Below are 25,835 nucleotides of genomic sequence, written 5' to 3'. Positions count from 1 at the left end.
AAATTGTGCAAGCCATTTATATTACAAGGTTATTTTGAGAATGTGATCTGGATCAAGTCTGATTTTCCCTCTCAGCTTCATCCCAGTCCTCAAGAGCATCGCGGTCCGTTTCGCAATGCCAGAAGATTGGAGGGACAGATATGCACACGCTCGAAGGCGTCTCACGCACGGACCAATACCGGGCATTGGGTCTTAGCACTTTTGCTTTCACAGTTTGCTTTGCCGTATGGACGATTTTTTCGATTATCGGGGTCAAGATCAAACAGGATCTTGGACTGAGCGACACGCAGTTTGGTCTGCTGGTCGCGACGCCAATCCTGACCGGGTCAATAAGCCGGATTTTCCTTGGGTTCTGGACTGAACAATTTGGTGGCCGGATCATGTTCCCACTCCAGATGCTGATCACTGCGGTGGCTGTGTGGTTGTTGACCAGCGTTCAAACCTATGAAGTCTTCCTGCTTGCCGCGCTTGGCCTTGGTCTTGCTGGTGGCTCTTTTATCGTCGGGGTGGCCTATACTTCACGCTGGTTCGAACAAGAACGCCAAGGTACGGCCTTGGGAATTTTCGGAGCCGGGAACGTGGGCGCGGCGGTGACCAATTTCGGGGCGCCATTCCTTGTTGTCGCGCTTGGCTGGGAAGGTACGGCGCGGGTTTATGCGATCGTTCTGGCGGTCACGGCGGTACTGTTTTTCCTGCTGGCAAAGACCGATCCCGAACATGCAGAGCGTAAACGTACGGGGCGTGGCCATGTGTCGATCAAGGACCAGCTTGAACCCCTGAAAAACGTTCAGGTTTGGCGGTTTGCCACTTATTATTTCTTTGTTTTCGGTGGGTTTGTCGCGCTGGCCAGCTTCCTGCCTCGCTACTATGTCGGTGCCTATGGGTTGGAACTGACCACCGCAGGCGTATTTGCGGGGTTGTATTCGCTGCCGGGCTCGGTCTTTCGGGCGCTGGGCGGCTGGATGTCAGACAAGATGGGCGCACGATGGGTGATGTATTTTACCTTCATCGTGTCGCTGGTGCTGCTTTTTATCATGAGCTATCCGCAGACTGCCTATACGGTCATGGGCATCGACGGTCCGATTACGTTTAAATTTGGCCTGTCTGCCGGGGTCTTTGTGGCGCTGACGGTGGTCCTTGGCTTTGCTATGAGCCTGGGCAAGGCAGCAGTGTTCAAGCATATTCCGGTCTATTACCCGCACCATGTCGGGTCGATCGGCGGTCTGGTCGGGATGATTGGCGGTCTGGGCGGGTTCATCTTGCCAATCGCCTTCGGCATCTTGCTGGACCAGACCGGTATCTGGACCGCCCCGTTCATGCTGTTGTTCCTGCTTGTCGGCGTCTCGACCGTGTGGATGCATGTTGCAATCCGCCGGATGGAGCGCGCCCGTCACCCGGCGCTGGCCCTAGAAACGCAACTGTCCGACCTGCCGCAAGAACCGCATCCGAAACCCGGCACTACGCTGGCTGAATGGCACCCCGAAGACACGGAGTTTTGGGACGATCAGGGCCAGATAGTCGCTTCGCGCAACCTGTGGATTTCGATCCCTGCGCTGCTGCTGGCATTCGCGGTCTGGATGGTGTGGTCGGTCGTGGTGGCGAAGCTGCCTGTCATCGGGTTCGACTATTCTACCGCCCAATTGTTCTGGCTGGCTTCTCTGCCGGGGCTTTCGGGCGCGACGCTGCGCATCTTTTACAGCTTCATGGTCCCGATCTTCGGCGGCCGGTTGTGGACGACGTTGTCGACCGCATCGCTGCTGGTGCCCGCATTGGGAATCGGGTTCGCGGTACAGAACCCCAACACCAGCTACAGCTGGTTTTTGGTTCTGGCCCTTTTGTGCGGTTTTGGTGGGGGCAACTTCGCTTCGTCCATGGCCAACATCGCCTATTTCTTCCCGAAGAAAACCAAAGGCAACGCGCTGGCGCTGAATGCGGGGCTGGGTAATCTCGGGGTTTCGGTCATGCAGTTCCTTGTGCCGATCGTCATCGTCACCGGTGTGTTTGGTTCGGTCGGAGGCGAAGCGCAGACGCTGGCAGACGGATCGCGTTTGTGGTTGCAGAATGCCGGGTTCATCTGGGCTCCGTTCATCGTGTTGTCGACCCTCCTCGCGTGGTTCGGGATGAACGACATCGCCGCGGCCAAGGCATCGCTGGGCGATCAACTGACGATCCTTGCGCGTCGGCACAACTGGATCATGGCGTTTCTCTATACCGGGACATTCGGCAGCTTCATTGGCTACTCGGCTGGCTTCCCGCTATTGATGAAAACCCAGTTTCCCGAGGTCAACGCGCTGTCATTCGCCTTCCTCGGTCCGCTGGTCGGGGCGCTTAGCCGGGCCGGGACCGGATGGGTGTCGGACAAGTTCGGCGGCGGGCGCGTCACTTTCTGGACCTTCCTCGGGATGATCGTGGCGGTCTGGGGTGTTCTGCAATTCCTGCCGTCCGAGGCGAGCGGGGGCAATTTCTGGGGTTTCTTTGCCTGCTTCATGGCGCTGTTTTTGCTGACCGGGGTCGGCAATGCCTCGACCTTCCAGATGATCCCTTCGATCATGCGCCAGGAAATACCGCGGTTGATGCCGCAACTGGACGAAGGCGCAACCCTGAAGACGGCGGAACGGGAAAGCGCCGCGATCATCGCCTTTACCTCGGCGATCGCCGCTTATGGCGCGTTCTTCATCCCCAAGGCTTATGGAACATCGATCAGCATGACCGGCGCCCCGAACGGTGCTCTTTGGGCTTTCTTGATCTTCTACGTCGCCTGCGTGGCGGTCACCTGGACGTTCTACAGCCGCAAATCAGCCCCGGTCCCGTGCTGAACAATTGATGCCACCGCGTTCGGGTTTGTCCGAACGCGGCCAGCTATAGGAGAAATAACATGAGCCACTTGCTCGATAGACTGAACTTCCTTCAATCCAAGGAAATTGAGACCTTTTCGAATGGTCATGGCCAGGTCACGCGTGAGAACCGCGACTGGGAAGATACCTACAGAAACCGTTGGCGGCATGACAAGATCGTCCGTTCGACGCATGGGGTGAATTGCACCGGTTCTTGTTCGTGGAAAATCTATGTCAAATCCGGAATTGTCACATGGGAAACCCAGCAAACAGATTATCCGCGTACCCGTCCGGATCTGCCGAACCATGAACCACGCGGCTGTGCGCGGGGGGCGTCTTACAGCTGGTACCTCTATTCCGCCAATCGGGTGAAAAACCCGTTGGTGCGCGGGCGGTTGATGAAGGTCTGGCGCAAGATGCGCGAATCCAAAAGCCCGATCGAGGCCTGGACCGCGATTCAGAACGACCCGGTGCTGCGCGCCTCTTATGTCGAAACCCGCGGCAAGGGCGGTTTCGTACGCGCCTCTTGGGACGAGGCGACCGAAATCACCGCCGCCGCCAACGCCTATACCGCCAAGACCTATGGCCCGGATCGTGTCTTCGGTTTTTCGCCGATCCCCGCGATGTCAATGATTTCTTACGCGGCGGGTTCGCGCTATCTCAGCCTGCTGGGCGGGGTCTGCATGTCGTTTTATGATTGGTATTGCGACCTGCCACCGGCTTCGCCAATGACTTGGGGCGAACAAACCGACGTGCCGGAATCGGCGGATTGGTACAATGCCGGTTACCTGCTGCTTTGGGGGTCGAACGTACCTCAGACTCGGACGCCGGATGCACATTTCTATACCGAAGCGCGCTACAAAGGGACCAAATCGGCCGTCATCTGCCCAGATTATTCAGAAGCGGCAAAGTTTGGTGATGTTTGGTTAAACGCAAAGCAGGGGACCGACGCGGCGCTGGCGATGGCGTTCGGTCATGTCATTCTGCGCGAATTCCACCTTGATCATCAGACCGAGTATTTCGAAGATTACACCCGTAAATATTCCGATTTCCCGATGCTGGTGAAGTTGGAAGAAAAAGACGGGCGTCTGATTCCCGGCCGCTTTTTGCGGGCCGACGATCTGGACGGCAAGCTGGGCGAAGACAACAATCCCGAATGGAAAACCGTCGCCTATGACGATCTGTCAAACAGCTTGGTCGCGCCAAACGGCACCATCGGTTATCGCTGGGGTGAAGACGGCGAATGGAATCTTGAAGAAAAGGCGAACGCGGCAGACACCCGACTGAAGATGACGCTGATCATGAAAGAAGATCGCGACGATGTCGTGGGTGTCGATTTCCCCTATTTCGGTGGCGCGGCAGTCGGCCAATTCGTCACCGATGCCGATCACCCCGAAATCCTGACCCGCAATGTCCCGGTCAAGACGGTCAAGACGGCAAATGGCGATATCACTGTTGCCACTGTTTTTGACCTGTTTTGCGCCAATTATGGCCTTGATCGGGGTCTGGGTGGCGACTGGGTGACCAACGATTATGCCAATGACATGCCGGGGACACCGGCTTGGGCTGAAAAGATCACAGGCGTTCCAGCCGACAAGATCATCCATGTTGCCCGTGAATTTGCGGACAATGCGGTCAAGACCCAAGGTAAATCGATGATCATCATCGGTGCCGCGATGAACCACTGGTTCCACATGGATATGAATTATCGCGGCGTTATCAACATGCTGGTGATGTGCGGCTGCGTCGGTCAATCCGGCGGTGGCTGGGCGCATTATGTTGGACAGGAAAAGCTGCGACCACAGACCGGTTGGCAACCTTTGGCCTTCGCGCTCGATTGGGGACGCCCGCCGCGGCACATGAATGCGACTTCCGCTTGGTATGCCCATACCGATCAATGGCGCTATGAAACCCTGAAAGCGGATGAAATCCTGTCGCCAACAGCGCCCGACGGTGACTGGGATGCCAGCCTGATCGACTATAATATCCGGGCCGAACGGATGGGGTGGCTGCCTTCCGCTCCTCAGTTGAAAACCAACCCGTTGGAGGTGGCCAAAGCGGCCAAGGCCGCCGGCAAGGAAATCCCTGCCTATATTGCCGAAAACCTGAAATCCGGTGATTTGGAAATGTCCTGTGAAGACCCGGATGCGCCGGAAAATTGGCCGCGTAACCTGTTTGTCTGGCGTTCGAACCTGTTGGGTTCGTCCGGCAAAGGGCATGAGTATTTCCTAAAACACCTCCTGGGCACCGATCATGGTGTGTTGGGCAAGGATCTGGGTGAAGAAGGGGGGCAGCTTCCGAAAGAGGCGACATGGCACCAAGACGCCCCGCGCGGTAAACTCGATCTGTTGGTGACCATAGATTTCCGCATGTCCACCACTGCGGTTTATTCCGATATCGTTTTGCCCACGGCCAGCTGGTACGAAAAGGATGATCTGAACACTTCGGATATGCACCCGTTCATCCACCCGCTTCAGGCGGCGGTTGATCCGGCCTATGAATCGAAATCCGATTGGGAAATCTTCAAATCCATAGCCAAGAAATTTTCGGAATTGGCACCGGAAATTCTGGGCCAAGAAACCGACGTGGTCGCATTGCCGATCCTTCATGACACCCCGGCCGAAATTGCACAGGATCAGGTTAAGGACTGGAAAAAGGGCGAGTGCGACCTGATCCCGGGAAAAACTGCTCCGGCCTATGTTGTGGTCGAACGGGACTATCCCGCGCTTTATGACCGCTTCACTGCGCTGGGACCGTTGCTCGACACGCTTGGGAACGGCGGCAAAGGCATTAACTGGAATACAGAAGACGAGATCGCCAATCTAAAGGCGCTCAATGGCACTCGGCTGGATGGGCCCGCCGTAGGGCGGCCGATCATCGAGACGGCCATTGATGCGGCGGAAGTGATCTTGATGCTGGCACCAGAAACCAATGGTGAAGTGGCAGTCAAAGCCTGGCAAGCGCTAGAAAAAGCCACCGGGCGCGAACATGCGCATCTGGCAGAAGGCGAACATCACAACAAGATCCGCTTCCGGGATATTGCGGCCCAGCCGCGCAAGATCATTTCGTCTCCGACATGGTCGGGAATCGAAAGCGAAAAGGTCAGTTACAACGCCGGTTACACCAATGTGCATGAACTGATCCCGTGGCGGACGCTCACCGGACGGCAGCAGCTTTATCAGGATCATCTGTGGATGCTGGCCTTTGGCGAAGGTTTCATGTCTTACCGCCCGCCGGTGGACCTGAAGACCATCACCAGGGACGTGCAGGATGCGGGCGACAGCCTGGTGTTGAACTTCATCACTCCGCACCAGAAATGGGGCATCCACTCGACCTATACGGACAACTTGTTGATGCTGACGCTGAACCGGGGCGGTCCGGTGGTCTGGCTGTCCGAGACCGATGCGAAAACGGCCGGGATCGAAGATAACGACTGGATTGAACTTTATAACACCAACGGCGCACTGACCGCGCGGGCGGTGGTTTCGCAGCGGATCAAGGAAGGCACGACCTTCATGTATCATGCGCAGGAAAAAATCGTGAACACACCCGGTTCGGAAAAAACCGGTTTGCGCGGGGGTATTCACAATTCGGTCACCCGCACGGTGCTGAAACCGACCCATATGATCGGTGCCTATGCCCAGCAATCCTACGGTTTCAACTATTACGGCACGGTGGGATCGAACCGGGACGAATTCGTCGTCGTTCGCAAAATGAAGAAGGTTGACTGGCTCGACCGGGAAACGACCAGCAAGGAGGCCGCAGAATGAAGGTACGCGCACAAATCGGCATGGTGCTGAATCTCGATAAATGCATCGGATGTCACACCTGTTCCGTCACCTGCAAAAACGTTTGGACCAGCCGCGATGGCGTTGAATATGCGTGGTTCAATAATGTCGAAACCAAGCCCGGAACCGGTTATCCGACAGACTGGGAAAATCAGGCCCGTTGGAATGGCGGCTGGCAGCGCACCAAATCCGGCAAGCTTCAGCCCAAGCAAGGCGGCAAATGGCGAATATTGGCGAATATCTTTGCCAATCCCGACCTGCCCGAAATCGACGACTATTATGAGCCGTTTGATTTCGACTATGACCATCTGAAATCTGCCCCAGAAGTGGAGGCATTTCCAACTGCGCGCCCACGTTCCAAAATTACCGGCGAGCGGATGGAGAAGATCGAAAAGGGGCCGAACTGGGATGAAATCCTCGGTGGGGAATTTTCGAAACGGTCGGCGGATTACAATTTCGAAGGCATTCAAAAGGAAATATACGGGGAATACGAAAACACCTTCATGATGTATCTCCCCCGGTTATGCGAACATTGCCTGAATCCAGCCTGTGCCGCGTCCTGCCCTTCGGGTGCGATCTACAAGCGTGAAGAAGACGGCATCGTTCTGATCGATCAGGAAAAATGCCGTGGCTGGCGCATGTGCGTGTCCGGTTGTCCCTACAAGAAGGTTTATTACAACTGGTCGACCGGCAAGTCTGAGAAATGCACGCTTTGCTATCCGCGCATTGAATCGGGCAACCCGACTGTCTGTTCGGAAACCTGCGTGGGGCGCATCCGCTATCTGGGGGTCATGCTTTATGACGCCGACAAGATTGAAGAAGCTGCCAATGTGGCGGAAACAACAGATCTTTATGATGCGCAACTGGGTGTCTTCCTTGACCCGAACGACCCGTCCGTAATCGAAGCGGCGCGCCGGGATGGTGTACCAGAAGATTGGATCAAAGCCGCGAAGGAAAGCCCGATCTGGAAAATGGCGATGGATTGGAAAGTCGCCTTTCCATTGCATCCTGAATACCGGACCTTGCCAATGGTTTGGTATATCCCGCCGCTCAGTCCGATCCAGAATGCCGCCGAAGCGGGTGCAATCGGTATGAACGGTGCAATGCCGGATGTTCGAAATCTACGCATTCCATTGCGGTACCTTGCGAATATGTTGACCGCCGGGGATGAAGCGCCGGTGGCCACCGCATTGGAACGAATGCTGGCGATGCGCGCCTATATGCGGTCGAAAACCGTTGAGGGGGTTATTGATGAAGGCATCGCCGAACGCGTCGGTCTGAATGGGGCCATGATTGAGGACATGTATAAAATCATGGCGCTGGCGGATTACGAAGACCGTTTCGTGATCCCGACAACCCACCGTGAACAGGTTGAAGAAGCCTATGATCTGCGCGGAGGCTGCGGCTTTACCGACAGCAACGGTTGTTCGACCGGCATGTCCAAAGGTTCGCTCTTTGGCGGCTCCAAGAAACCCCTGAAAATGCCCGAGGAGGTGCGCTGATATGGACCGCACATTGAAAGCGCTGTCGCTGATTTTAAGCTACCCAACGCGGGATTTGCAGTCTGCAATGCCGGAAATCGGTGGGGTTCTGGCCTCTGATACCAGGCTCACCGCAGCTGCGCGCCGGACGCTTCGACCTTTGGTCGAGGCGCTGCGTAGCGGTGATATTTATGACCTCGAAGAGCATTATGTCATGCTCTTCGATCGTTCGCGAACGCTGTCGCTCAACCTGTTCGAACACGTCCATGGTGAAAGCCGCGACCGCGGCGGTGCAATGGTGTCTCTGGTGGAAACCTACCGTGCGGGCGGGTTCGAACCCGCAACCTCGGAATTGCCAGACCATTTGCCGGTCTTGTTAGAATTCCTGTCGACGCGTCCCTTCGCAGAAGCACAGGAAACCTTGGCGGACGCGGCGCATATTTTCGAAGCTCTCGATGCCCGGCTGGTCCGGCGGGAAAGCGAATATGCCGCCGTGTTCGCCGCCCTTTTGCAACTGGCCGGGGTAACGGCCGATAAAAAGGCCGTGGCAGAACTGTTGGATCAACCGGATGTCGATCCCAACGATCTCGAAGCGCTTGATGAGGTTTGGGAAGAAAGCGAAGTCCGCTTTGGCCCCGATCCCAATGCCGGCTGTCCGCAGGTGCGCGACATGCTTTCCCGTATGGACGACCCTGTCAACCGCGCCTCTGGCACTGCGGCTGAGTAATGGAGGATCACATGAACAACTTCTTTTTCGGAATTTACCCCTATATCGCGCTTGGTGTCGGGATCATGGGAACCATTGCGCGTTATGAACGCGATCCCTTCACCTGGAAATCTTCGTCATCCCAACTGTTGCGGCGCAAACAGTTGGTGATCGGATCGGTTCTGTTCCATATCGGGGTTCTGGTGATCTTCTTGGGCCATTTTGTCGGGTTGCTGACGCCGATCTGGGTGTTTGATGCCATCGGCGTCAGTCACGGGGCCAAGCAAATTCTGGCGGTTGTCGCTGGCGGTATTGCCGGCGTCATAGCCCTGACGGGGGGAGCGATGCTGTTTCATCGTCGCTGGACCGACCCGCGTATTCGGAAAACGTCAAGTTTCTGGGATATCGCAATTCTTGCCATGCTGCTTATGCAACTGGTGCTGGGGATCGGGACGATCTTTGTCTCATTGGGGCATCTGGATGGTCATGAGATGGTCAAGTTCATGTCTTGGGCGCAAGGAGTTTTTACCTTTGACGGTGCGGCGGCAAGCTATGTCTCGGATGTGTCTATTATATTCAAGCTTCACCTGATCCTTGGCCTGACGATCATCCTTGTTTTCCCCTTCACGCGATTGGTCCACATGATTTCGGCCCCAGTTCGGTATCTCTGGCGTCCGGGGTATCAGGTGGTGCGCTCGCGGCGTAAAACGGCGGAGTGACCGGCATGCATGCAGCGCTTTTCCCCGATTTGATCGTAAATGGCGAAACGGTCCCAAGCACGGCTATCGCTGCCGAGGCGCAGAACCACACCGCCCCAAAAGGCAAGCCCGGTCTGGCTTGGCGCAAGGCGGCGAATGCCATGGCCGTAAGGATTCTGCTGTTGCAAGAGGCGCGACATCGGGGCCTGACACCCGATCCGGTCGAAATTGGTCCGGGTCGGTTCGAAACTGAAGAAGAGGCCTTGATCCGTGAGCTGCTGGACATTGTGGTTGTCGTCGATCGCCCCAGCAAAACTGCGGTTCGCGCGGAATGGTCCCGCGACCCGTCACGGTTCCGCACCCCCCCGCTCTGGGAAGTGTCGCATATCCTGATTACCTGCGATCCGACGAACGCAGAAAACAAAGCCGTTGCTTTTACACGGGCACAGGATTTAGTGGCACAAGCCTTAGCCAATCCCAAAGGTTTCGCGCAGTTGGCTGAGCGGTACAGTGACTGTGGGTCGAAAGCATCCGGTGGTGCGCTTGGTCAACTCAGCCCCGGCGATTCAGTGCCGGAATTCGAAGCCGCCTTAGGGACACTTGCCGAAGGTGAAATCACGGCGCAACCCGTGCTGACCCGGCACGGCTGGCACCTGATACGCCTTGATGCGGTGGCCCAAGGGGCGGTTCTGCCCTTCGATGCCGTAGCAGGGAAAATCGCCGAGGCAATGGAAAAAGCCGATTGGGCCTGCAAGGCCCGTGCATTCGTAGACCAGCTTGTGGCTTCTGCCGAAATATCAGGGGCAGAGTTGCAAGCAATCGATGAACGGAGACCATCTTGAAACCGGATCTATCGAACGTGCAGCAGGGCAATATCGTTGGCGACCCTAGAAATAGAAGCGTCGGACAGGGCTTGCCTATAGAGTTTTCGGCACTTGCCAACCCTCCTTCGTAATCCAAGGATGTCAGTGACATGAATATTGCTTATACGATGGCGCCGGGGCGCGGTGATACTGACCTGCTGCTTTATCAGCTTGCTCAAACAATGTTGAAACAGGGTCGTCGACCCTGTGGGACTGTACAGATCAATACGGGCAGAGAAAATGAAGGCCCGTGCGATATGGATGTGAAAGTCCTGCCCGAAGGCCCGATTATCCGCATTTCACAACAACTGGGCCACGCAGCAAAGGGCTGTCGGCTGGACCCGAACGCATTGGAAACGGCAGTTGGTCTGGTCGAAGCATCGCTTCTTGAAGGAGCCGATTGCCTGATCGTCAACAAGTTCGGAAAACACGAAGCCGAAGGCCGTGGTTTCCGATCCGTTATTGCCGAAGCCTTGTCGTGCGACATCCCGGTTTTGGTTGGCCTCAATCAGTTAAATGCAGAGGCCTTTATGAATTTTGTCGGTGGTGAAGCCGTCGTGGTGCCGCCGGAAGAGGCCGCGTTGAAATCATGGATGGAAATGGCTTGCGGACCCGCAGTGCAGATGGCCAATTTGTCGGGATAATGTGCCCCGCAGACTGAAGTTCGTTTCCCACTAAACCTGCCGGACAATGGCGGTGATCGAATTAAACAGCGATGCGCCGGAAATTCTGATCCTTAACCGCTGAACCACCCATGCAGCCACGTGTTTGCTTGAAAACGGGTGCAGAGATGGGGCGTTCTGCGGGTGGCTGTGACAGATGGTTTCACAGCTATGCGGCTGATTTTATGCAGCTTTCGACTTGACCAAACCGTTCTCATAGTCCCACGCTCTGCCAGCAGATCATTTTTTCCGAGGCGGGACCGTGGCATTCAAGTTTGTTCATACAGCCGACATTCATCTTGATTCACCATTGAAGTCTTTGGCGCTGCGTGACGCGGAACTGGCCGAAATAGTCGGCAATGCCACCAGAACAACACTGTCGCGTATTGTCGATCTGTGCCTTGCCGAACAGGTTCAGGCGCTTGTGATTGCCGGGGATCTTTATGACGGTGGTCAGACATCGATGAAAACCGCCCGGTTTCTGGCACAAGAATTGGAGCGACTGACCGCGGCGGGTATTCTGGCCTTCGTGATCCGCGGTAATCATGATGCCGCTTCGAAAATCACCCGTGAACTGGTTTTGCCAGACGCGGTCAGGGTGTTTTCAGATCGTGCCGAGGTGGTAGAGGTCAGTTGGAACGGCCACGCTGTTGCCGTGCATGGCATTTCGTTTCGGCAGCCACATGCCCCTGACAGCCTGTTGGACCAATTTCACCCGCCGGTGCCGGGGGCTTTCAATATTGGTCTTCTGCACACCAGTCTGGCCGGCACGTCGGGACATGACCCATATGCCCCCTGTGCATTGGCTGAACTGCAGCAGATGGGCTTCGATTACTGGGCGTTGGGACATATCCACAAACGCGCGGTTCATCCGGGAGCAACGACCGTCGTGATGCCCGGCATTCCCCAAGGCAGAGACATTGGAGAAGCAGGACCAAAATCGGTGACATTGGTTTCGGTGAATGACGATGGCGCAGTCAGCCTGCAAGAAAGGCATCTGGCCACCGCCCAGTTCGAGCGGATCACGGTTGATTGCAACATGGCTGCCGACTGGGGCGAAGTTGTGGAGGCCCTGAAGCAAGCGTTGAAAACGGCCCGTCAGGACAATGAAGGCGAGCACCTGATCGTTCGCCCGGTGCTGGAGGGAAAATCACAAATGGCTTGGCGGGCACACAGAGATGCGGATTTGCTCGGTGCCGAGGCGCAGGTCGTGGCCGAACAAATCGGGTCGCTCTGGATCGATAAGGTCGAAATTGCGCTGCAACCGGGGGAGGGTAGCAAACCGGGCGGTGCGGTCGGAGAAATGGCAGCACTTGTAACCGAAGGGCCGCTTCGTGCTGACGATCCCCGTGTAAAGGCCGAGTTGGACCTGATACTTAAGCATCTGCCGCGTGAACTGCGCGGGATTATTGGCGACAACGAAGAGCAGGTCATCACTACGTTGAATGATACGATGCAACGCGGCGCGATGGACGTATTGGCGCGGCTAGAAGACTCGGAGGGTTGAACGATGCGCCTGAACTGTTTTGACCTGACGCGGTACGGTAAATTCACCGACCTGAGCCTGCCCTTTGGTGCAACAGTTGACGGCGGCCCCGATCTGCACGTGATCTATGGGGCCAACGAGGCCGGGAAATCGACCTTTCTGTCGGGCTGGCTGGATCTGTTGTTTCAGATTTCGGTGCGCAGCCCGATGGGATTCCTGCATCCGTACACATCAATGCAGCTTGGTGCGGCGCTCGAAATCGACGGTCGACCGCAAAACGTGATCCGGGTCAAGAAGCGCGACCATTCCCTGCTTGACGCGCAAGGGGGCCCGATCGGCGAAGCATTGTTGACTAGTGGCCTGCGCGGGCTTGACCGGAAGTCCTATGCGGCCATGTTTTCGCTCAACCGGAACACGCTGGACGAAGGTGGGGAAAGCATCCTTGCCAGCGAAGGAGATCTAGGAGAGCTGCTGTTTCAGGCCAGCGCCGGATTGACCGACCTTGCCACGCAGATCGACACGCTACGCGATGAATCAATGGAATTTTTGAACGCAACAGGTCGCAAAGGGCGGTTGCGCGACCTCAGGGCCGAATTCGACAGGCTTGGAGAACAGATGAAATCCTTGGATACGGCCGCATCGGATTATGCCCGACTTGCCAAGGACCGGGACGCGGCGCGGACCACATGGCAAAACGCCCGAAACGAGGCCGAGGCCGCGCAAACCGCGCTCAATGAAACCGAACGGTTGGGCGGTGCAATACCGCTTGTTTCGCGGCTGGAACGGATTGAGGTGAAAATCGCTGAAATTGGCGATTTGCCCGTCCCGCCTGAAGGTTGGCTTGCCGAATTGCCGGGTCTGGACCGTGAAGAAACGGTGTTGGCAACAAAACTGGAAACCACGAAAAAATCCGTTGCAGATCTCGAAGACGAACTGGGAAAAATTCCGCAGGACACGGAAATACTTGAAGTCCACGATCGCATAGGTGCGGTCGGGAACCTGAAATCCGCCTATGATACAGCACAGGAGGATTTGCCCAAGCGGCTGAAAGAACGGGATGGTGAAAGCCAAGCTATACGTGATTGCCTTGCCCGTTTGGGGCAACCCGATGCCGATCCGGCCACCGTGTTGCCAGAAGTCGCGGTGTTGGGCCGTCTTCGCGGCTTGGTCGAACAGCATTCAGGCATTGCAGCCAGTTACGCCGCTGCAACCGAAGAACTGGACCGCACCCGAACCGAAGCAGATCGGACCGCGCTACGTCTGAAGAACGCTGGTGGCAGCACGGCCGATTTGGGCGGGCTTGGCGGGCTGGTTCAAAGTATCCGCCGCGATGACCCGGTTGGATCGCTTGCCCGGGCGCAGGCACTGCTGGCAGAGGCTGAGGCCGATTGGCAGGAAAGGCTTGCCGCGCTGGCCCCTTGGGTTGGAGATGAAACCGCGGTTGCAAACTTTGCCCTGCCTGACAGAGCCGGCGTTGAGCGTCTGGCGGCAGACGTGGAGGACGCTAACCGCAAGGTAGAGCGGGAACGCGAAACGCTGCAACGGCTCGAACAAGATGCCGCGCAACGCGAAGCGCGGCTGCAACAGACGAGTGCGACCTCCGTTGTCACCTTGGAAGACGCGGCAAAGGTCCGGGCCCAGCGCGAAGCGGAATGGGTCCATCACCGCGCCAATTTGAACAGCGATACCGCAGATCGTTTCGAGGGGGCGATGCGACTTGATGATCAGGTCGCGGCCTCTGTCGCGGATCAACAGACACAGGCGAAATTCGTCTTGGAGGCAGAACAGGCACTGGCCGGCGCATGGCAGTTGGTGGATGCGGCTAAAACCCGGGTGAAGGAAGCCGCCGCATTGCATGATGGATTGGTGGCAACCTTTGCCGGTATCGTGTCGGGCGTGTCGCCATTGCTGTCCGCCGATATGACGAGTGGGTCATTTCTGACTTGGCTGAAACGGGCCGACGACGCCTGCGGGGCCTTGCGCAAATGCAATGAAGCGCGGCGTCGGGTGTCATATTGTGAAGACGTGTTGGATCGCGCGCGGTCCGGGCTTGTGTCAGCCATGTCGCAGGCAGGACGGACCACGGATGAAAATACCGACTTGGCCTTGATCGTTGAAACCGCACAGTCGTTGCTGGACCGCGCGGCGCAACTTCAGGCTTTGAGCGAAGCAGATGCAACCGCCCAGCAGGAACTGGGGCGGCGTGAAACCGCGTTGGCCGATGCCGCCAAACTCAAGACCAAATGGCAATCCGAATGGACCGCAGCCTGTGCGGATACCTGGATGGTGGAGGCTCCGGCCACGGTGGCCGAAATGCGTGCGATCCTTGACGAATTGGATCAGTTGCGCCGCCATTTCGACCGCGTGTCCGATTTGAACCGCCGTATCGCGTCAATGAAATCCAATAGTGGGCAGTTCGGAGACGCGGTCAACGCATTGAAAGACCGTTTGGGCATGACGACCGACATCCCGCCGCATGAAGCATGGGGTCACATCACCCAGCGACTGCACAGTGCCGAGACAAGCCAGGGTCGGTGTGCGGATCTGCAAAAGCGGTTGGCCTCAGCACGGCAGACCCATTCAGAAATCGAACAAGAGGCAAAGCTACACCGCACCAGAACGGCTGCATTCACGGACTTCTTCAGCGTGGCGACTTGGCAGCAGGCGCGCGAAGCGTTGTCGCGGGCTGGGGAGCGGGAAAAACTGCGGCAAACCCGCGACGAATGTGCAGAAGATCTGTGCGGCCGACTGCAGGCCAGTACGATTCAAGAGGCGCTGAAACGTTTGGAAGGGATAAGCGAGGCTGAGTTGGAAGCGCACGCGGAAAGCCTGCGAACCGATCTGAAAACCCTGCGATCAAATCAGGAGGAGGCGCATACCAGCTTTCGCAAGGCCGAAGATGATCTTGATCGTGTTGGCGGTGATGCTGCAGTCGCCCGGCTTGAGGAACAGCGCCAGACCTTGCTTTTGGAAATGGAAGACGGGGCGCGGCACCATCTGCAAAAACGGCTTGGTTTGCTCGCCGTCGATGCCGCGCTCAGACAATACCGCGATACCCATCGCAGCGGTATGCTGGATCGCGCTTCCGAAGCTTTCCGAACCATGTCAGGCGGGCGCTATTCTGGTCTTGCCGCGCAACCGGACGGGGCGCGTGAAATTCTTGTGGCGCTGGCCGCAGAAGGTGGTTCCAAACAGGCCGATCAGTTGTCCGACGGTACGCGCGCGCAGCTTTACCTCGCCCTGAGGATCGCGGGATATCACGAATTTGTTCGCAACAATGGACCAGTGCCATTTGTCGCCGACGACATCATGGAAAGCTTTGACGATGACCGTGCCGCCGAAGCGTTCGGGTTGCTAGCCAAGATGAGTGAAGTCGGACAGGTTATTTATCTGACCCATCATGCCCATGTCTGCGATATCGCCAGATCGGCCTGCCCCGCAGTAAATATTCATGAACTTCCAGCTTAGAAAGCGTAAGGTTGCAGGCCGGCTAGGAAGGCTGTGATGCCCTTCCGGATCGGCGTGCTGTTTCGCTTCGGGTGATCAGGCTATCAGCGGGCACCTCAACCGGCGTGTAGGGACAATTGGCGATCTGTGCGGCTTCGACTGTCGGATGTCCTAGCATGCGCAGCATCGTTGAAACGAAGGCTGGAATGTCGATTTGTTCGCCCGCCACCAATCGCAGCAAAGTCGTGAGTGTGGAGGCCTGAAGAATATCGCTGGCCATGCGCGAAGATAACGCTGAAGCCACGTCTTTGTTGATGGCACCCGACAGCCCGTCATCGGATGGTGCCGGAACGATGATGCCCCCGTCATCGAAGTTGCGCACGCCAAGGCGGGTGATGAATTCCAGCAGTAACGGATGGGCCTGAACCAGATCGATAAATGCCTTGAGACCTGCGGCCAGGCGTTGGGCATGCGGCGCCGATGGGTCGGAGGCTTCGCTGACCATGATGACCATTTCCTCGGCAAGCGCGTTTTTTGCTTCGATCAACAATTCGTCGGTCGATTGGAAATAGTTATAGAACGTGCCACGCGAAACGCCGGCTTGCTGGATGATGTGGTCGATCTGTGCCGCCTCGGGGCCGCGTTCGGCAAAGACCAGCGTGGCGGCTTGGATCAAGCGGCTGCGGGTCCGTTCGCGGCGTTGCTGGCCGACGCGGGTGCGATGGTTACAAGGTCCGGTGGCGGTCATGAAGCGTCCTTGTCCGTTGGCCGGACCCTGTAAACAGCCACATAAAGCGCCGGGGCGAAGATGAGAGTGATCAACGTTCCAGCGATAATACCACCCATCATTGCATAGGCCATCGGCCCCCAGAACACCTGCCGCGAAATCGGGATCAGCGCCAGCGAAGCGGCGGCCGCAGTCAGCAGGATCGGGCGTGCCCGTTGATCCGAAGCGAGAAATACCGCGTCCCAGCGGCTTTTGCCTTCGGCGATCAAATCGTCAATGGCTTGGGCAAGGATGATCGAATTTCGGATCAGGATGCCGATCAGCGCGAGAACGCCGAGGAACGCGACAAAGCCAAGCGGTGCACCCGAAATCAACAGCGATGGAACCACGCCAATCAACCCCAGCGGTGCCACTGCCATCACCACGAACATGGTGCGGAAGCTTTGCACCTGCATCATGGTCAGCAGCAGAATGATGAACACCATGATCGGCACGGCGGCAAGGATCGGTGCCTGACTGTCGGCGCTTTCGGCAACGGTGCCGCCGACGGCTACGTTGTATCCGCGCGGCAGGCTGGCTTGAAATGCAGCAATGTCGTCTTCCAGCGCTGTGACAATGGTGGCAGGCTGATCTTTGGTCAGGATCGCGGCGCTGACCGTGATCACCGGTTCGCGGTTGCGTTGATAAAGGATGGGTTGTTCTGTCACCCACTCCAGCGTTGCAATCGACGATAACGGGATCGGCACACCTTGGGCACTGGCGAATTGCAGGTTCTGCAACGCTGCCAGAGACGTCCGGTCCTTAGCTTCGCCGCGCATCAGCACGTCGATCAAATCGCGGTCTTTGCGCAACTGGGTGACTTGGCTCCCCTCGAACAGACTGGCGAGGACACCTGCCACGTCCGATTGGGTCAGTCCAAGCTGACGCAATCGGGCCTGATCAAGATTCACCCGCACGACGCGCACCGGTTCGTTCCAGTCAAGACTGACGGCGTGCAGACGCGCGTCCCCGGCCAGAACCGCTGCCAAATCCCGCCCGCTGTCGCGCAGGATGTCGGTATCGGGGCCGGTGATGCGATATTGCACCGGTTTGCCAACCGGCGGCCCAAGTTCGATGAATTTGGCGAAAAATTCGACGCCGATCCGTTGATCGGAATAGTCTGCAATCGCCTTAGCCAGCCTGTCGCGGGCTTCCGACCCGGTGGTCATGATCACCACTTGGCCGACATGCGGCCCGGCAGTCGGGCCTTGCAGGGTCAGCACGAAGCGTGGCGCCCCGTCGCCGATATAGGTTGTCCAGAATTCGACGCCTTCCTGCTCGCCAAGCCAGTTATCGAACTTTGCCATTTCGGCATCGGTCGCAAAGAAGCTGACATTTTGGCGCAGCGAAACGTCGACAACGATTTCGGGGCGATCCGAAATCGGAAAGAACTGTTGTTCGACTTTGCCAAGCCCGACCACAGAGACAGCGAAAACACCGATGGTGAGCATGATCGTGAGATAGCGCAGGCGCATCGCAAAACGCAGTATCCGGTGATACACGCGGCGCAACGGTCCGGGGGATGGATCGTGGTGCTTCCAGTCCTTTGGCAGGAAAGTCGCGCCGAGGACGGGCGCGAACATCACCGCGACGAACCAACTGATCAGCAGCGATATACCGATGACATAGAACAGCGAAATCGTGTATTCACCCGCCGCAGATCCGTTCAGCCCGATCGGGATGAACCCTGCCGCCGTGATCAGCGTACCACTGAGCATCGGCCAGGCAATCGAGGTCCAAGCATGCGACGCCGCTTTTCTGCGGGTGTCTCCCAGTTCAAGCCGCGAGATCATCGTTTCGATGGTGATCATCGCATCGTCAACAAGCAGCCCGAGCGCGATGATCAGCGCCCCGAGCGAGATTCGCTGCAGTGTGATCCCCATCGCATCGAGAACCACAAAAGTCAGCGCCAGCACCAGCGGGATCGTCAGGGACACGATAAAACCCGCCCGCACACCAAGGGAAACAAAACTGACCGCGAGCACGATCACCACCGCCTCGGCCAGCGCCTTGAGGAAATGGCTGACACTTTCTTCCACGACATGGGGCTGATCGGCGATCTTGTGTATTTCGATGCCGATCGGCAGTTCTGTTTCCAGTCGCTCCATCAGCCTGTCCAGATCTTCCCCGAAGGTCAGAATGTTCTCGCCCTCGCGCATGCCGACGATCAACCCGATCGCTTCTTCGCCATTGTACCGCACCAACGATGACGGAGGATCGGCATAGCCCGCAGTCACGTTGGCAACATCCGCCAGCGTGAAGAAGACGCTACCAATTCTGAGCGGCGCATTGGCCAGAGCGTCGACATCGTCGAACTGGCCGCTGACGCGGATCAAAATGCGTTCCCTTTCGGTCTGGATCGATCCAGACGGCACGATCTGGTTCTGTGCGGCGATTGCTTGCAATACGCTTTGTCCATCAAGTCCAAATGCGGCAAGGCGCGTGGTCGAAAACTCGATATGGACGACCCGATCACGGGTGCCGATCAGATCAACCTTGCCGGCCGCATCCAGAGCCTGAACTTGATCGCGGACATGTTCAGCATAGGTTTTGACCTCGTCGGGAGAAAAACCGTCAGCGGTGAAAGCATAGACATTCCCGTACACATCACCGAAATCGTCATTGAATGCAAAGCCCTGGAATTCCTGCGGGAAATCCCCGCGGATATCCGACATCAAATTTCGTACGCGCAACCACCGGGCATCAATTTCTTCGCCCGCTACACTGTCGCCAAGATCGACATAAACCACCGTCTGACCGGGATAGGTGACCGACCGTGTGATATCGAGCCCGTCGAGTTCCTGAAGTTTCTGTTCGATCCGGTCGGTGACCTGGGTCAACATTTCTTCTGCGGTGGCCCCTGGCATGGATGCTGCCACGACCATAGTGGGAATCGTGAAAGAGGGGTCTTCTTCCCGCCCCATAGAAGCATAGCTGAAGGCCCCTGCAATCATTGATACGATCATCAGGAACCAAGTGAACGAGCGGTGTTTCAGCGCCCAGTCTGAAAGGTTGAAGCTTTTCATTGCAGAGGCGCCCCCACGTTCTGGTTTTCGGTCAGGATGTGCACTCCGCGGGTAACGATTTCATCCCCCACAGCTATGCCTTCGCGGATAATGACCCGGTCGCCGATTTCGGCGCCGAGTGTGACGCTGAGCAGATGCACGCGGCGTTCAGGGGCTTCGACGCGCCAGACGCCAGGACCGTTTTGGCCTTCGGTAATGGCGACGCGGGGCAGCGTCATCAGTGGCGCACCGATTTCGGCATAGGATGCCTCGATCAGGCTGCCGATGCGGTAATCCTCGGGCGGATCGTCGAGGGTGAGGCGCAATCTCCGGGTGCCAAGGCTGGTGTCGGTCATGGGTTCTGTGACCGACAATCGGGCCGTGGTGGTTGCGGTGTCATTTGAATGGCGGCGCAAGTTGAAAGCTGCATTGGGTGGAAGCAGGGCCGCAAAGGCATCTGGCACGTCGATGACGGCTTCCCGACCTTTCGGGTCGGCCAGTTTAACGACCGAAGATCCTGCCGACACCGTTGCACCGGGTTCGACCATCACCGAAAGCACGATGCCGTCACGCGGTGCTGTCAACGTGCCGTATTGCGCGGCGTCTTCTGCCCGGGTCAGGCTGGCCCTTGTGTTTTCTGCCCCTGCGACCATGGCATCGCGGTTGGCGCGCGCATCGTCCAGCACGGCATTGCTTGCCACGCCGCGCTCGCTCAGGGTTTGGACGCGCTCGAATTGTTGTTGGGCCAGTGTTGCCCGGGCTTCGGCGGCGTCCAGCGCGGCGCGCGCGGTTGCCAGATCCTGTTCCAGCGTAACTTCGTCAAGCGTGGCCAAAGTCGCCCCCTTCGTGACGAGGTCGCCTGCCGCGACCGGAACAGAAGCGATCCGACCGCCAGTTAGGAAACCCAAAGTCGCAACATTCTCACCGACGAGGACGCCGGGGAAACTGCGGGCGCGGGCTGGATCGGCCGTCACAATTTCGGATATCACAGGGCGCGGTAATGCTGCTGCCGGTGCCGGCGCGTCTTCGGCAAGAGCGGTCAAGGGAAGCAGGACAAAGGCCATCGCTACAATGACTGGTTTCATTGATTTTCTCCTGCCTGGGTAACGATTTTTCCCTCATACAGCGCCTGCGACCCGGCCCCGACTACAAGCATACCATCAGACAACCCCTCGGAAACCGCGATGCCAGCGTCATCATAGCTTTCGATCACGATCAGGTTCAGATGCACAGCCATTGTTTCGGGGGTCACAGTCCAGACCGCCGGGCCGTTGCGGGTGGCGGAAAGCGCGGTCCAAGGTACGGTATGGACGGGTGTGGTTTCGGCGTTGACATGCCCTTTGACCGTATTTCCTATAGTCCAATCAGCGGCGGTATCGGGCGGAATTTCGGCTCGGACTTCAACAGTTCCGCTGGAGGTCAAAACAGGAGATATTTCCGTGATTTCGGTTTCAACCGGTGGCCCGTCCCCGTGTTGAAGTTCGATCTTCACCCCGCGCATCGCTTCCAGACCTGCCATGTCGGGAGACAGGAACAGGGCTTCGAGGCGACCATCGGTGGCAAGCGTCAGAACTTCCTGCCCGGGACCGACGATTTCGCCGGATTGGGCAAGCTTGTCGAGCACGATCAGATCGTTGTTTGTGCGGATGATAGTATCTTCGAGCGCCTGCATCGTCGTTTCAAGCCGGGCCGCCGCCTGATTGTGACCGGCCTGGGCGGTAAGAAACGCCTGTTCGGCCGCATCGAGCTGCGATTGTGTTCCTGCCCCCCGGTCGAGCAGGTTGCGCGCCCGGTCGCGCGCTTGCTCGGCCTGGCGCAAAGAAGCCTCTGCCGCAGCGAGCCCGGCTTGTGCGCCTGCAACCGCTGCTGTGGCCTGTGTTGCGTCCAGCCGTGCGATGACTGATCCTGCAGGAACATGATCACCGGTTTCGACCGTGATCTCGGTGATGCGCCCGCTTGCACGAAATGCCCCGGGAAAGGAATTGGCGGCCTCGATCCTGCCGACAAACCGGTGGTCGATGAGGTTGGGGGCGGCGTGTACTGTTACGATTTCGACCGGCAGCGCGGTTTCTGCCATCGCAGCGACGGGCAAGACTGCAACGGCAATGGCCGTAAGAAATGAATTCCGAATCATGAAGCTCTCGCTGGCTAGTTCGAAGTGGCGATTATGTCAAAATGACAAAAGTGTCAATAAATAGTGGGCGTCGCTGGAACGAGGGCGAAAGCGCTAATTCGCGAGGCAAAGATCGTCAAAGACCGTCAAAGCCATGTCCGCAAAGGCTGGATCGTTGATATGGGCGTCCAGAGTGATGAGCTGCACATTCGCGGGGCAGTTCGTCTTTATCTCATCAATGAAAGCGGTCAGCCCTTCGGGATCGCTGAGCGGGCCACCCGCACGGTCCCATTCGTTACAGCCCAGCATCGGCAGGATCAAAATGCAAGGCGCGGTGGCAAGCGCCAGTTTTTCACACATGGTCCGGGCCATTTCGCGGCGCTGATCGGCGGTCATCACAACGGAAGACAGCAGGCGGTTATGGGCATGCACCTCTTGGCCTGCCAATTTCGTGGGGACGTCTTGCCATCCGACAAAATCAACAAGGTCATAACATCCCGGCGCGATGATCTGGGGGATGCCGGCGCGTCCCGCATTGGTCATCCGGTCGGCTCCCGCGCTGATCAATGACCCCATCAGGTGATTGCCCACTTCCTGTGGCGCGAAATCCATCACGGCGGCAAAGGCCCCTTTGGCGGCGAGGCTTTCAAAGGCCCGTCCGCCCATGCCGGTGGCGTGGAACACGGCGACTTCATAACCGCGTTCTTCAAGGGCTGGTTTCAACGCCACCATATAGCGCAACACGGTCTTGCCAAAGGATGTCATGCCGATAAGCGGACGGTCGCTACGGGGCTTTTCCACCGCACGGGCAGCGCCCAGAACCGCGCCCGCCGCCTGACTCAGCGACGCCTTGCAAACCGAATTGAGCCCGAACAGGCCACCGGCCCAAAGGATCATCTGGATATCGGCAGGCAGACGTTCGGGCGGGATCAGCGGCGAAAAAGAAACCGTCGAGACGATATATTTCGGAACCCCGATGGGCAGCGCGGCACAGACATCCAGCGCCAGATCGGTGCCCATCGTGCCGCCCAACACCAGAACGCCGTCGAAACGTCCTTCGCGGTAGAGCCGCAGCGTCAATTCCGCAGCACCCTTGGCCATGATCTGCATGGCAAGGTTTTCGTCGCCGCCATCGATCGCCTGTTGAATCGTATGCCCGCCCTCGGCGGCCACGTCATGTTTGGACAGCTCCGTTGGCGTACTTGGGTCCCCCAATACGCTGACATCCATGGTCAAAACGCCGCCGCCCTGACCCCGGATTACATCGGCGATATAGGTCAGTTCGTCGTCCTTGGTATCGTAGGTGCCGACAACCAGAATGGTGCGGTCGCTCATGGGAGTTGCCTCTCTTGTGCTGATTTTTCAGAGTTTGAACCAAGCGGTTTTCAGATCGAGGTATTTGTCGAAAGCATGCAGCGATTTGTCATGCCCGTTGCCCGATTGCCCAACCCCGCCCAGCGGCACCGTCAAATCCGATCCGCCATAGGTGTTCACATGAACGATCCCGGCCCGAATCCGCCGCACCATGCGGTGCGCCCGTGACAGGTTCGACGTCCAGACGGCAGCAGCAAGACCGTAATCGGTGCCATTGGCAAGCGTGACGGCTTCGTCTTCGGAATCAAATGGCTGCACCGCCAGAACCGGCCCGAAGACCTCGTGCTGGGCCAGCCGGTCAGTCGGTTGCACACCGGTGACGATGGTGGGGGCCATGTAGTAACCGCCCGTATCTTGCAAGATTTGCGTGCCACCGGTGACAATTTTGCGCCCGGCGGCGCGGGCTTCTGCGACGAATTCCAGGTTTTGTTGCAACTGCCGTTGCGAATTCACCGCCCCTGCGGTCGTGGCCGGGTCGAGCGGATCGCCGACGGTCATGGCTTCGCTAAAGGTCTTGAGCTTTTCGACAAAGACATCGTGAATCGAGCGTTCGACCAACAGCCGGGTGCCTGCGATACAGACTTGGCCGGAATTGCGGAAAATGCCATTGGCGGTGACCTTCACGGCTTCATCGAGGTTCGGCGCGTCGGCAAAGACCACGTTGGGCGATTTGCCTCCCAATTCAAGATAGACCCGTTTGAGATTGGACCGCGCCGAAGCCTCCAGTAATCGCCGCCCGGTGGCACCCGAGCCGGTAAAGACCAGAACGTCAACGTCCATAGATTCAGCGATCGCAGCGCCCACGGTCCCGCCTTCACCAGTGACGACATTCAAAACCCCCGGCGGCAATCCCGCGTCAAGCGCCAGTTCGGCGATGCGCAGCAATGTCAGCGATGCAGTTTCAGCCGGTTTCAGAACCACTGAACAGCCCGCCGCCAAGGCGGGGCCGAGTTTCCAAGCGCCGATCATCAGTGGGAAATTCCACGGCACGATGGCGCCGACGACGCCGGCCGGTTCGCGGTGCACCAAACCCAAAGTGCCGGGCGCGGTGGGGGCGATTTCGCCATAGAGCTTGTCTATTGCTTCGGCATAATAGCGGATCGTGGCAACGGCCGACAGCGGTTCGGCCTTCAGCGCCATAGCGATTTCGGTGCCGTTTTCACGCACACCAAGCACCGCGAGTTCAAGCGCTTGCGCTTCGATCAGGTCGGCCCATTTCAGCAGCACTTTCTTGCGTTCGGCGGGGCTGCGTTCGGACCAACGGCCATCGTCAAAGGCGCAACGGGCGGAGGTGATCGCTGCCTGCGCATCGGCGTCGGTGCCGCGTGGCAGGGTGGTCAGGGACTGCCCATTGATGGGTGAAACCACCTGCATCACCTGCCCATCCGAGGCATCGTGCAGCGCCCCGTCGATCACGTGGCGGGCCGGGGCAACCGGCAGGCGTCGCAGCGTTTCTATTTGGGATATGTCCACTGAAAACCTCCTAAACGGTTCACTATATGAACCTAAAGTGTCACAAATTGTGCAGTGGCGGAAATCTTCTGTCAACGGTGCTTCCTTAACAAATTAATCGTTGACAGGTCGCGCCTCCACAGCAAAGCTAAAAAGAATACCGCAGGTTCAAATAATGAACCGATTAACAGGGAGTCCGAAATGAAATCCGTACTGACCGCCACAATCGCCGCCCTGACGCTTGGCCTTGCCGGCCCCGCCTTGGCCGAATACCCTGAAAAACCCGTCAGCTTCATCGTTCCATGGCCGCCGGGTGATCTGGAAGATGTGCTGACCCGCATGATCGCTGAAGATTTCCAGAACGAATATGGCATTGCCGCCGCCGTGGTAAACAAACCCGGTGGCGGCGGCGGCCCGTTCCCCGGTGCCATCGATGTGGCAACTGCGCCTGCGGATGGCTACACGATCGGGTCTTTTGTACCCGCAGTGGCGCTGATCGGCCATGAAATCGGGATTCCCGAACTGGCCCCGGAAAAGTTCGACCCGATCGGCATCTTCCTGACCTATCCCTTCGTCATCGCGACGTCGGGTAATGCGCCCTATTCCAGCATGGAAGAGCTGGCCGCCTATGCCAAAGACAATGATGTGGTGCTGGGGCATTTCGGTGACGTGTTGACCCCGACGCAGGTGACCAAGGCGCTGGCCGCGAATATGGATTTCGAATGGGCGGCGGACGCGGCCTTTGATGCGCTGGACTGCAACACATTGGCGTCCGGTGATGCCGATGTGATCAACACCACGCTTCAGCTCATCCTGCCCTGCCTTGATCAGGTTAAGGTGCTGGTCGCGATTACCGGTGAACCTATTGCCAAGATCCCCGACACGCCGACCATCGGTGAGGTGGACCCGACGCTGAATATTGCTTTGTGGAACGGGTTGTTCGTGACCAAGGACACGCCTGCTGACGTGCGTGCCAAGATCGCGACCGTTGCAGAAAAAACGATGAAAAGCGAACGCGCACAGAAGGTCGCGGCAGAAACCGGCGCATTGGTCTATTGGCAGAATGCTGAAGAAAGCGCTGCCGTGATCGAGGCCGACAAGGCCACGCTGGCGACCGTTGGCGCTGCGCTCGAGTAACCCTTCGGAGGAGGGGCCGCGCG

At 57.8% G+C, this 25,835-nt stretch carries 16 protein-coding genes; 10 read left to right on the top strand and 6 right to left on the bottom strand.

What is annotated here, in order from left to right:
• The first annotated feature begins 140 nt into the window (after positions 1–140).
• From TG4357_RS19970 to TG4357_RS06660, 9 genes are all read left to right on the top strand, one after another.
• A complete protein-coding gene (locus TG4357_RS19970; RefSeq protein ID WP_058262088.1) occupies positions 141–2,816 on the top strand; it encodes a nitrate/nitrite transporter in 2,676 nt (891 codons plus the stop codon).
• Between the two features lie 59 nt (positions 2,817–2,875).
• Entirely contained in the window at positions 2,876–6,604 is a 3,729-nt protein-coding gene (locus TG4357_RS06695; RefSeq protein WP_058262087.1) for a nitrate reductase subunit alpha, read from the top strand.
• Positions 6,601–8,124 (top strand): nitrate reductase subunit beta, encoded by a 1,524-nt coding sequence (gene narH, locus TG4357_RS06690; RefSeq protein WP_058262086.1) that lies wholly within the window; start codon positions 6,601–6,603, stop codon positions 8,122–8,124. The genes TG4357_RS06695 and narH overlap by 4 nt, the downstream gene beginning before the upstream one ends.
• A 1-nt stretch (position 8,125) precedes the next feature.
• On the top strand, positions 8,126–8,830 hold the full coding sequence (gene narJ / locus TG4357_RS06685; protein WP_058262085.1) for a nitrate reductase molybdenum cofactor assembly chaperone: 705 nt from the start codon (positions 8,126–8,128) through the stop codon (positions 8,828–8,830).
• 11 nt (positions 8,831–8,841) lie between these two features.
• Positions 8,842–9,528, top strand: coding sequence for a respiratory nitrate reductase subunit gamma (gene narI, locus TG4357_RS06680; protein WP_082644083.1), 687 nt, complete (start codon positions 8,842–8,844; stop codon positions 9,526–9,528).
• A gap of 5 nt (positions 9,529–9,533) precedes the next feature.
• Entirely contained in the window at positions 9,534–10,349 is an 816-nt protein-coding gene (locus TG4357_RS06675; protein WP_058262083.1) for a peptidylprolyl isomerase, read from the top strand.
• 131 nt (positions 10,350–10,480) lie between these two features.
• Positions 10,481–11,014, top strand: coding sequence for a DUF2478 domain-containing protein (locus TG4357_RS06670; protein WP_058262082.1), 534 nt, complete (start codon positions 10,481–10,483; stop codon positions 11,012–11,014).
• Between the two features lie 280 nt (positions 11,015–11,294).
• A complete protein-coding gene (locus tag TG4357_RS06665) occupies positions 11,295–12,539 on the top strand; it encodes a metallophosphoesterase family protein (RefSeq protein ID WP_058262081.1) in 1,245 nt (414 codons plus the stop codon).
• Between the two features lie 3 nt (positions 12,540–12,542).
• The gene (locus tag TG4357_RS06660) at positions 12,543–15,986 is read left to right on the top strand and encodes an AAA family ATPase (RefSeq protein ID WP_058262080.1); all 3,444 of its coding nucleotides are present in this window, start codon (positions 12,543–12,545) and stop codon (positions 15,984–15,986) included.
• A 22-nt stretch (positions 15,987–16,008) separates the two neighbouring features.
• Here TG4357_RS06660 and TG4357_RS06655 read toward each other — a convergent pair whose 3' ends face one another.
• The 6 genes from TG4357_RS06655 to TG4357_RS06630 all read right to left on the bottom strand — a co-directional run bounded on the left by TG4357_RS06655 (position 16,009) and on the right by TG4357_RS06630 (position 24,696).
• Positions 16,009–16,713 (bottom strand): TetR/AcrR family transcriptional regulator, encoded by a 705-nt coding sequence (locus TG4357_RS06655; protein ID WP_058262079.1) that lies wholly within the window; start codon positions 16,711–16,713, stop codon positions 16,009–16,011.
• Positions 16,710–19,757 (bottom strand): efflux RND transporter permease subunit, encoded by a 3,048-nt coding sequence (locus TG4357_RS06650; RefSeq protein ID WP_058262078.1) that lies wholly within the window; start codon positions 19,755–19,757, stop codon positions 16,710–16,712. The genes TG4357_RS06655 and TG4357_RS06650 overlap by 4 nt, the downstream gene beginning before the upstream one ends.
• A complete protein-coding gene (locus TG4357_RS06645; RefSeq protein ID WP_058262077.1) occupies positions 19,754–20,821 on the bottom strand; it encodes an efflux RND transporter periplasmic adaptor subunit in 1,068 nt (355 codons plus the stop codon). The genes TG4357_RS06650 and TG4357_RS06645 overlap by 4 nt, the downstream gene beginning before the upstream one ends.
• The gene (locus TG4357_RS06640) at positions 20,818–21,870 is read right to left on the bottom strand and encodes an efflux RND transporter periplasmic adaptor subunit (protein WP_058262076.1); all 1,053 of its coding nucleotides are present in this window, start codon (positions 21,868–21,870) and stop codon (positions 20,818–20,820) included. The genes TG4357_RS06645 and TG4357_RS06640 overlap by 4 nt, the downstream gene beginning before the upstream one ends.
• Positions 21,871–21,963: 93 nt before the next feature.
• Positions 21,964–23,184 (bottom strand): Tm-1-like ATP-binding domain-containing protein, encoded by a 1,221-nt coding sequence (locus TG4357_RS06635; RefSeq protein WP_058262075.1) that lies wholly within the window; start codon positions 23,182–23,184, stop codon positions 21,964–21,966.
• 27 nt (positions 23,185–23,211) lie between these two features.
• A complete protein-coding gene (locus TG4357_RS06630) occupies positions 23,212–24,696 on the bottom strand; it encodes an aldehyde dehydrogenase (RefSeq protein WP_058262074.1) in 1,485 nt (494 codons plus the stop codon).
• Between the two features lie 180 nt (positions 24,697–24,876).
• Between TG4357_RS06630 and TG4357_RS06625 the strand changes: the two genes are divergently transcribed.
• Positions 24,877–25,812, top strand: a complete 936-nt coding sequence (locus TG4357_RS06625; RefSeq protein WP_058262073.1) for a tripartite tricarboxylate transporter substrate-binding protein — start codon at positions 24,877–24,879, stop codon at positions 25,810–25,812.
• Positions 25,813–25,835: the final 23 nt, after the last annotated feature.

Origin of the sequence: Thalassovita gelatinovora, assembly GCF_001458355.1 — a bacterium.
GTDB lineage: Bacteria > Pseudomonadota > Alphaproteobacteria > Rhodobacterales > Rhodobacteraceae > Thalassobius > Thalassobius gelatinovorus.
The sequence above is the reverse complement of the archived record's forward strand: the minus strand, read 5'-3'. Positions and strand labels throughout refer to the sequence as shown.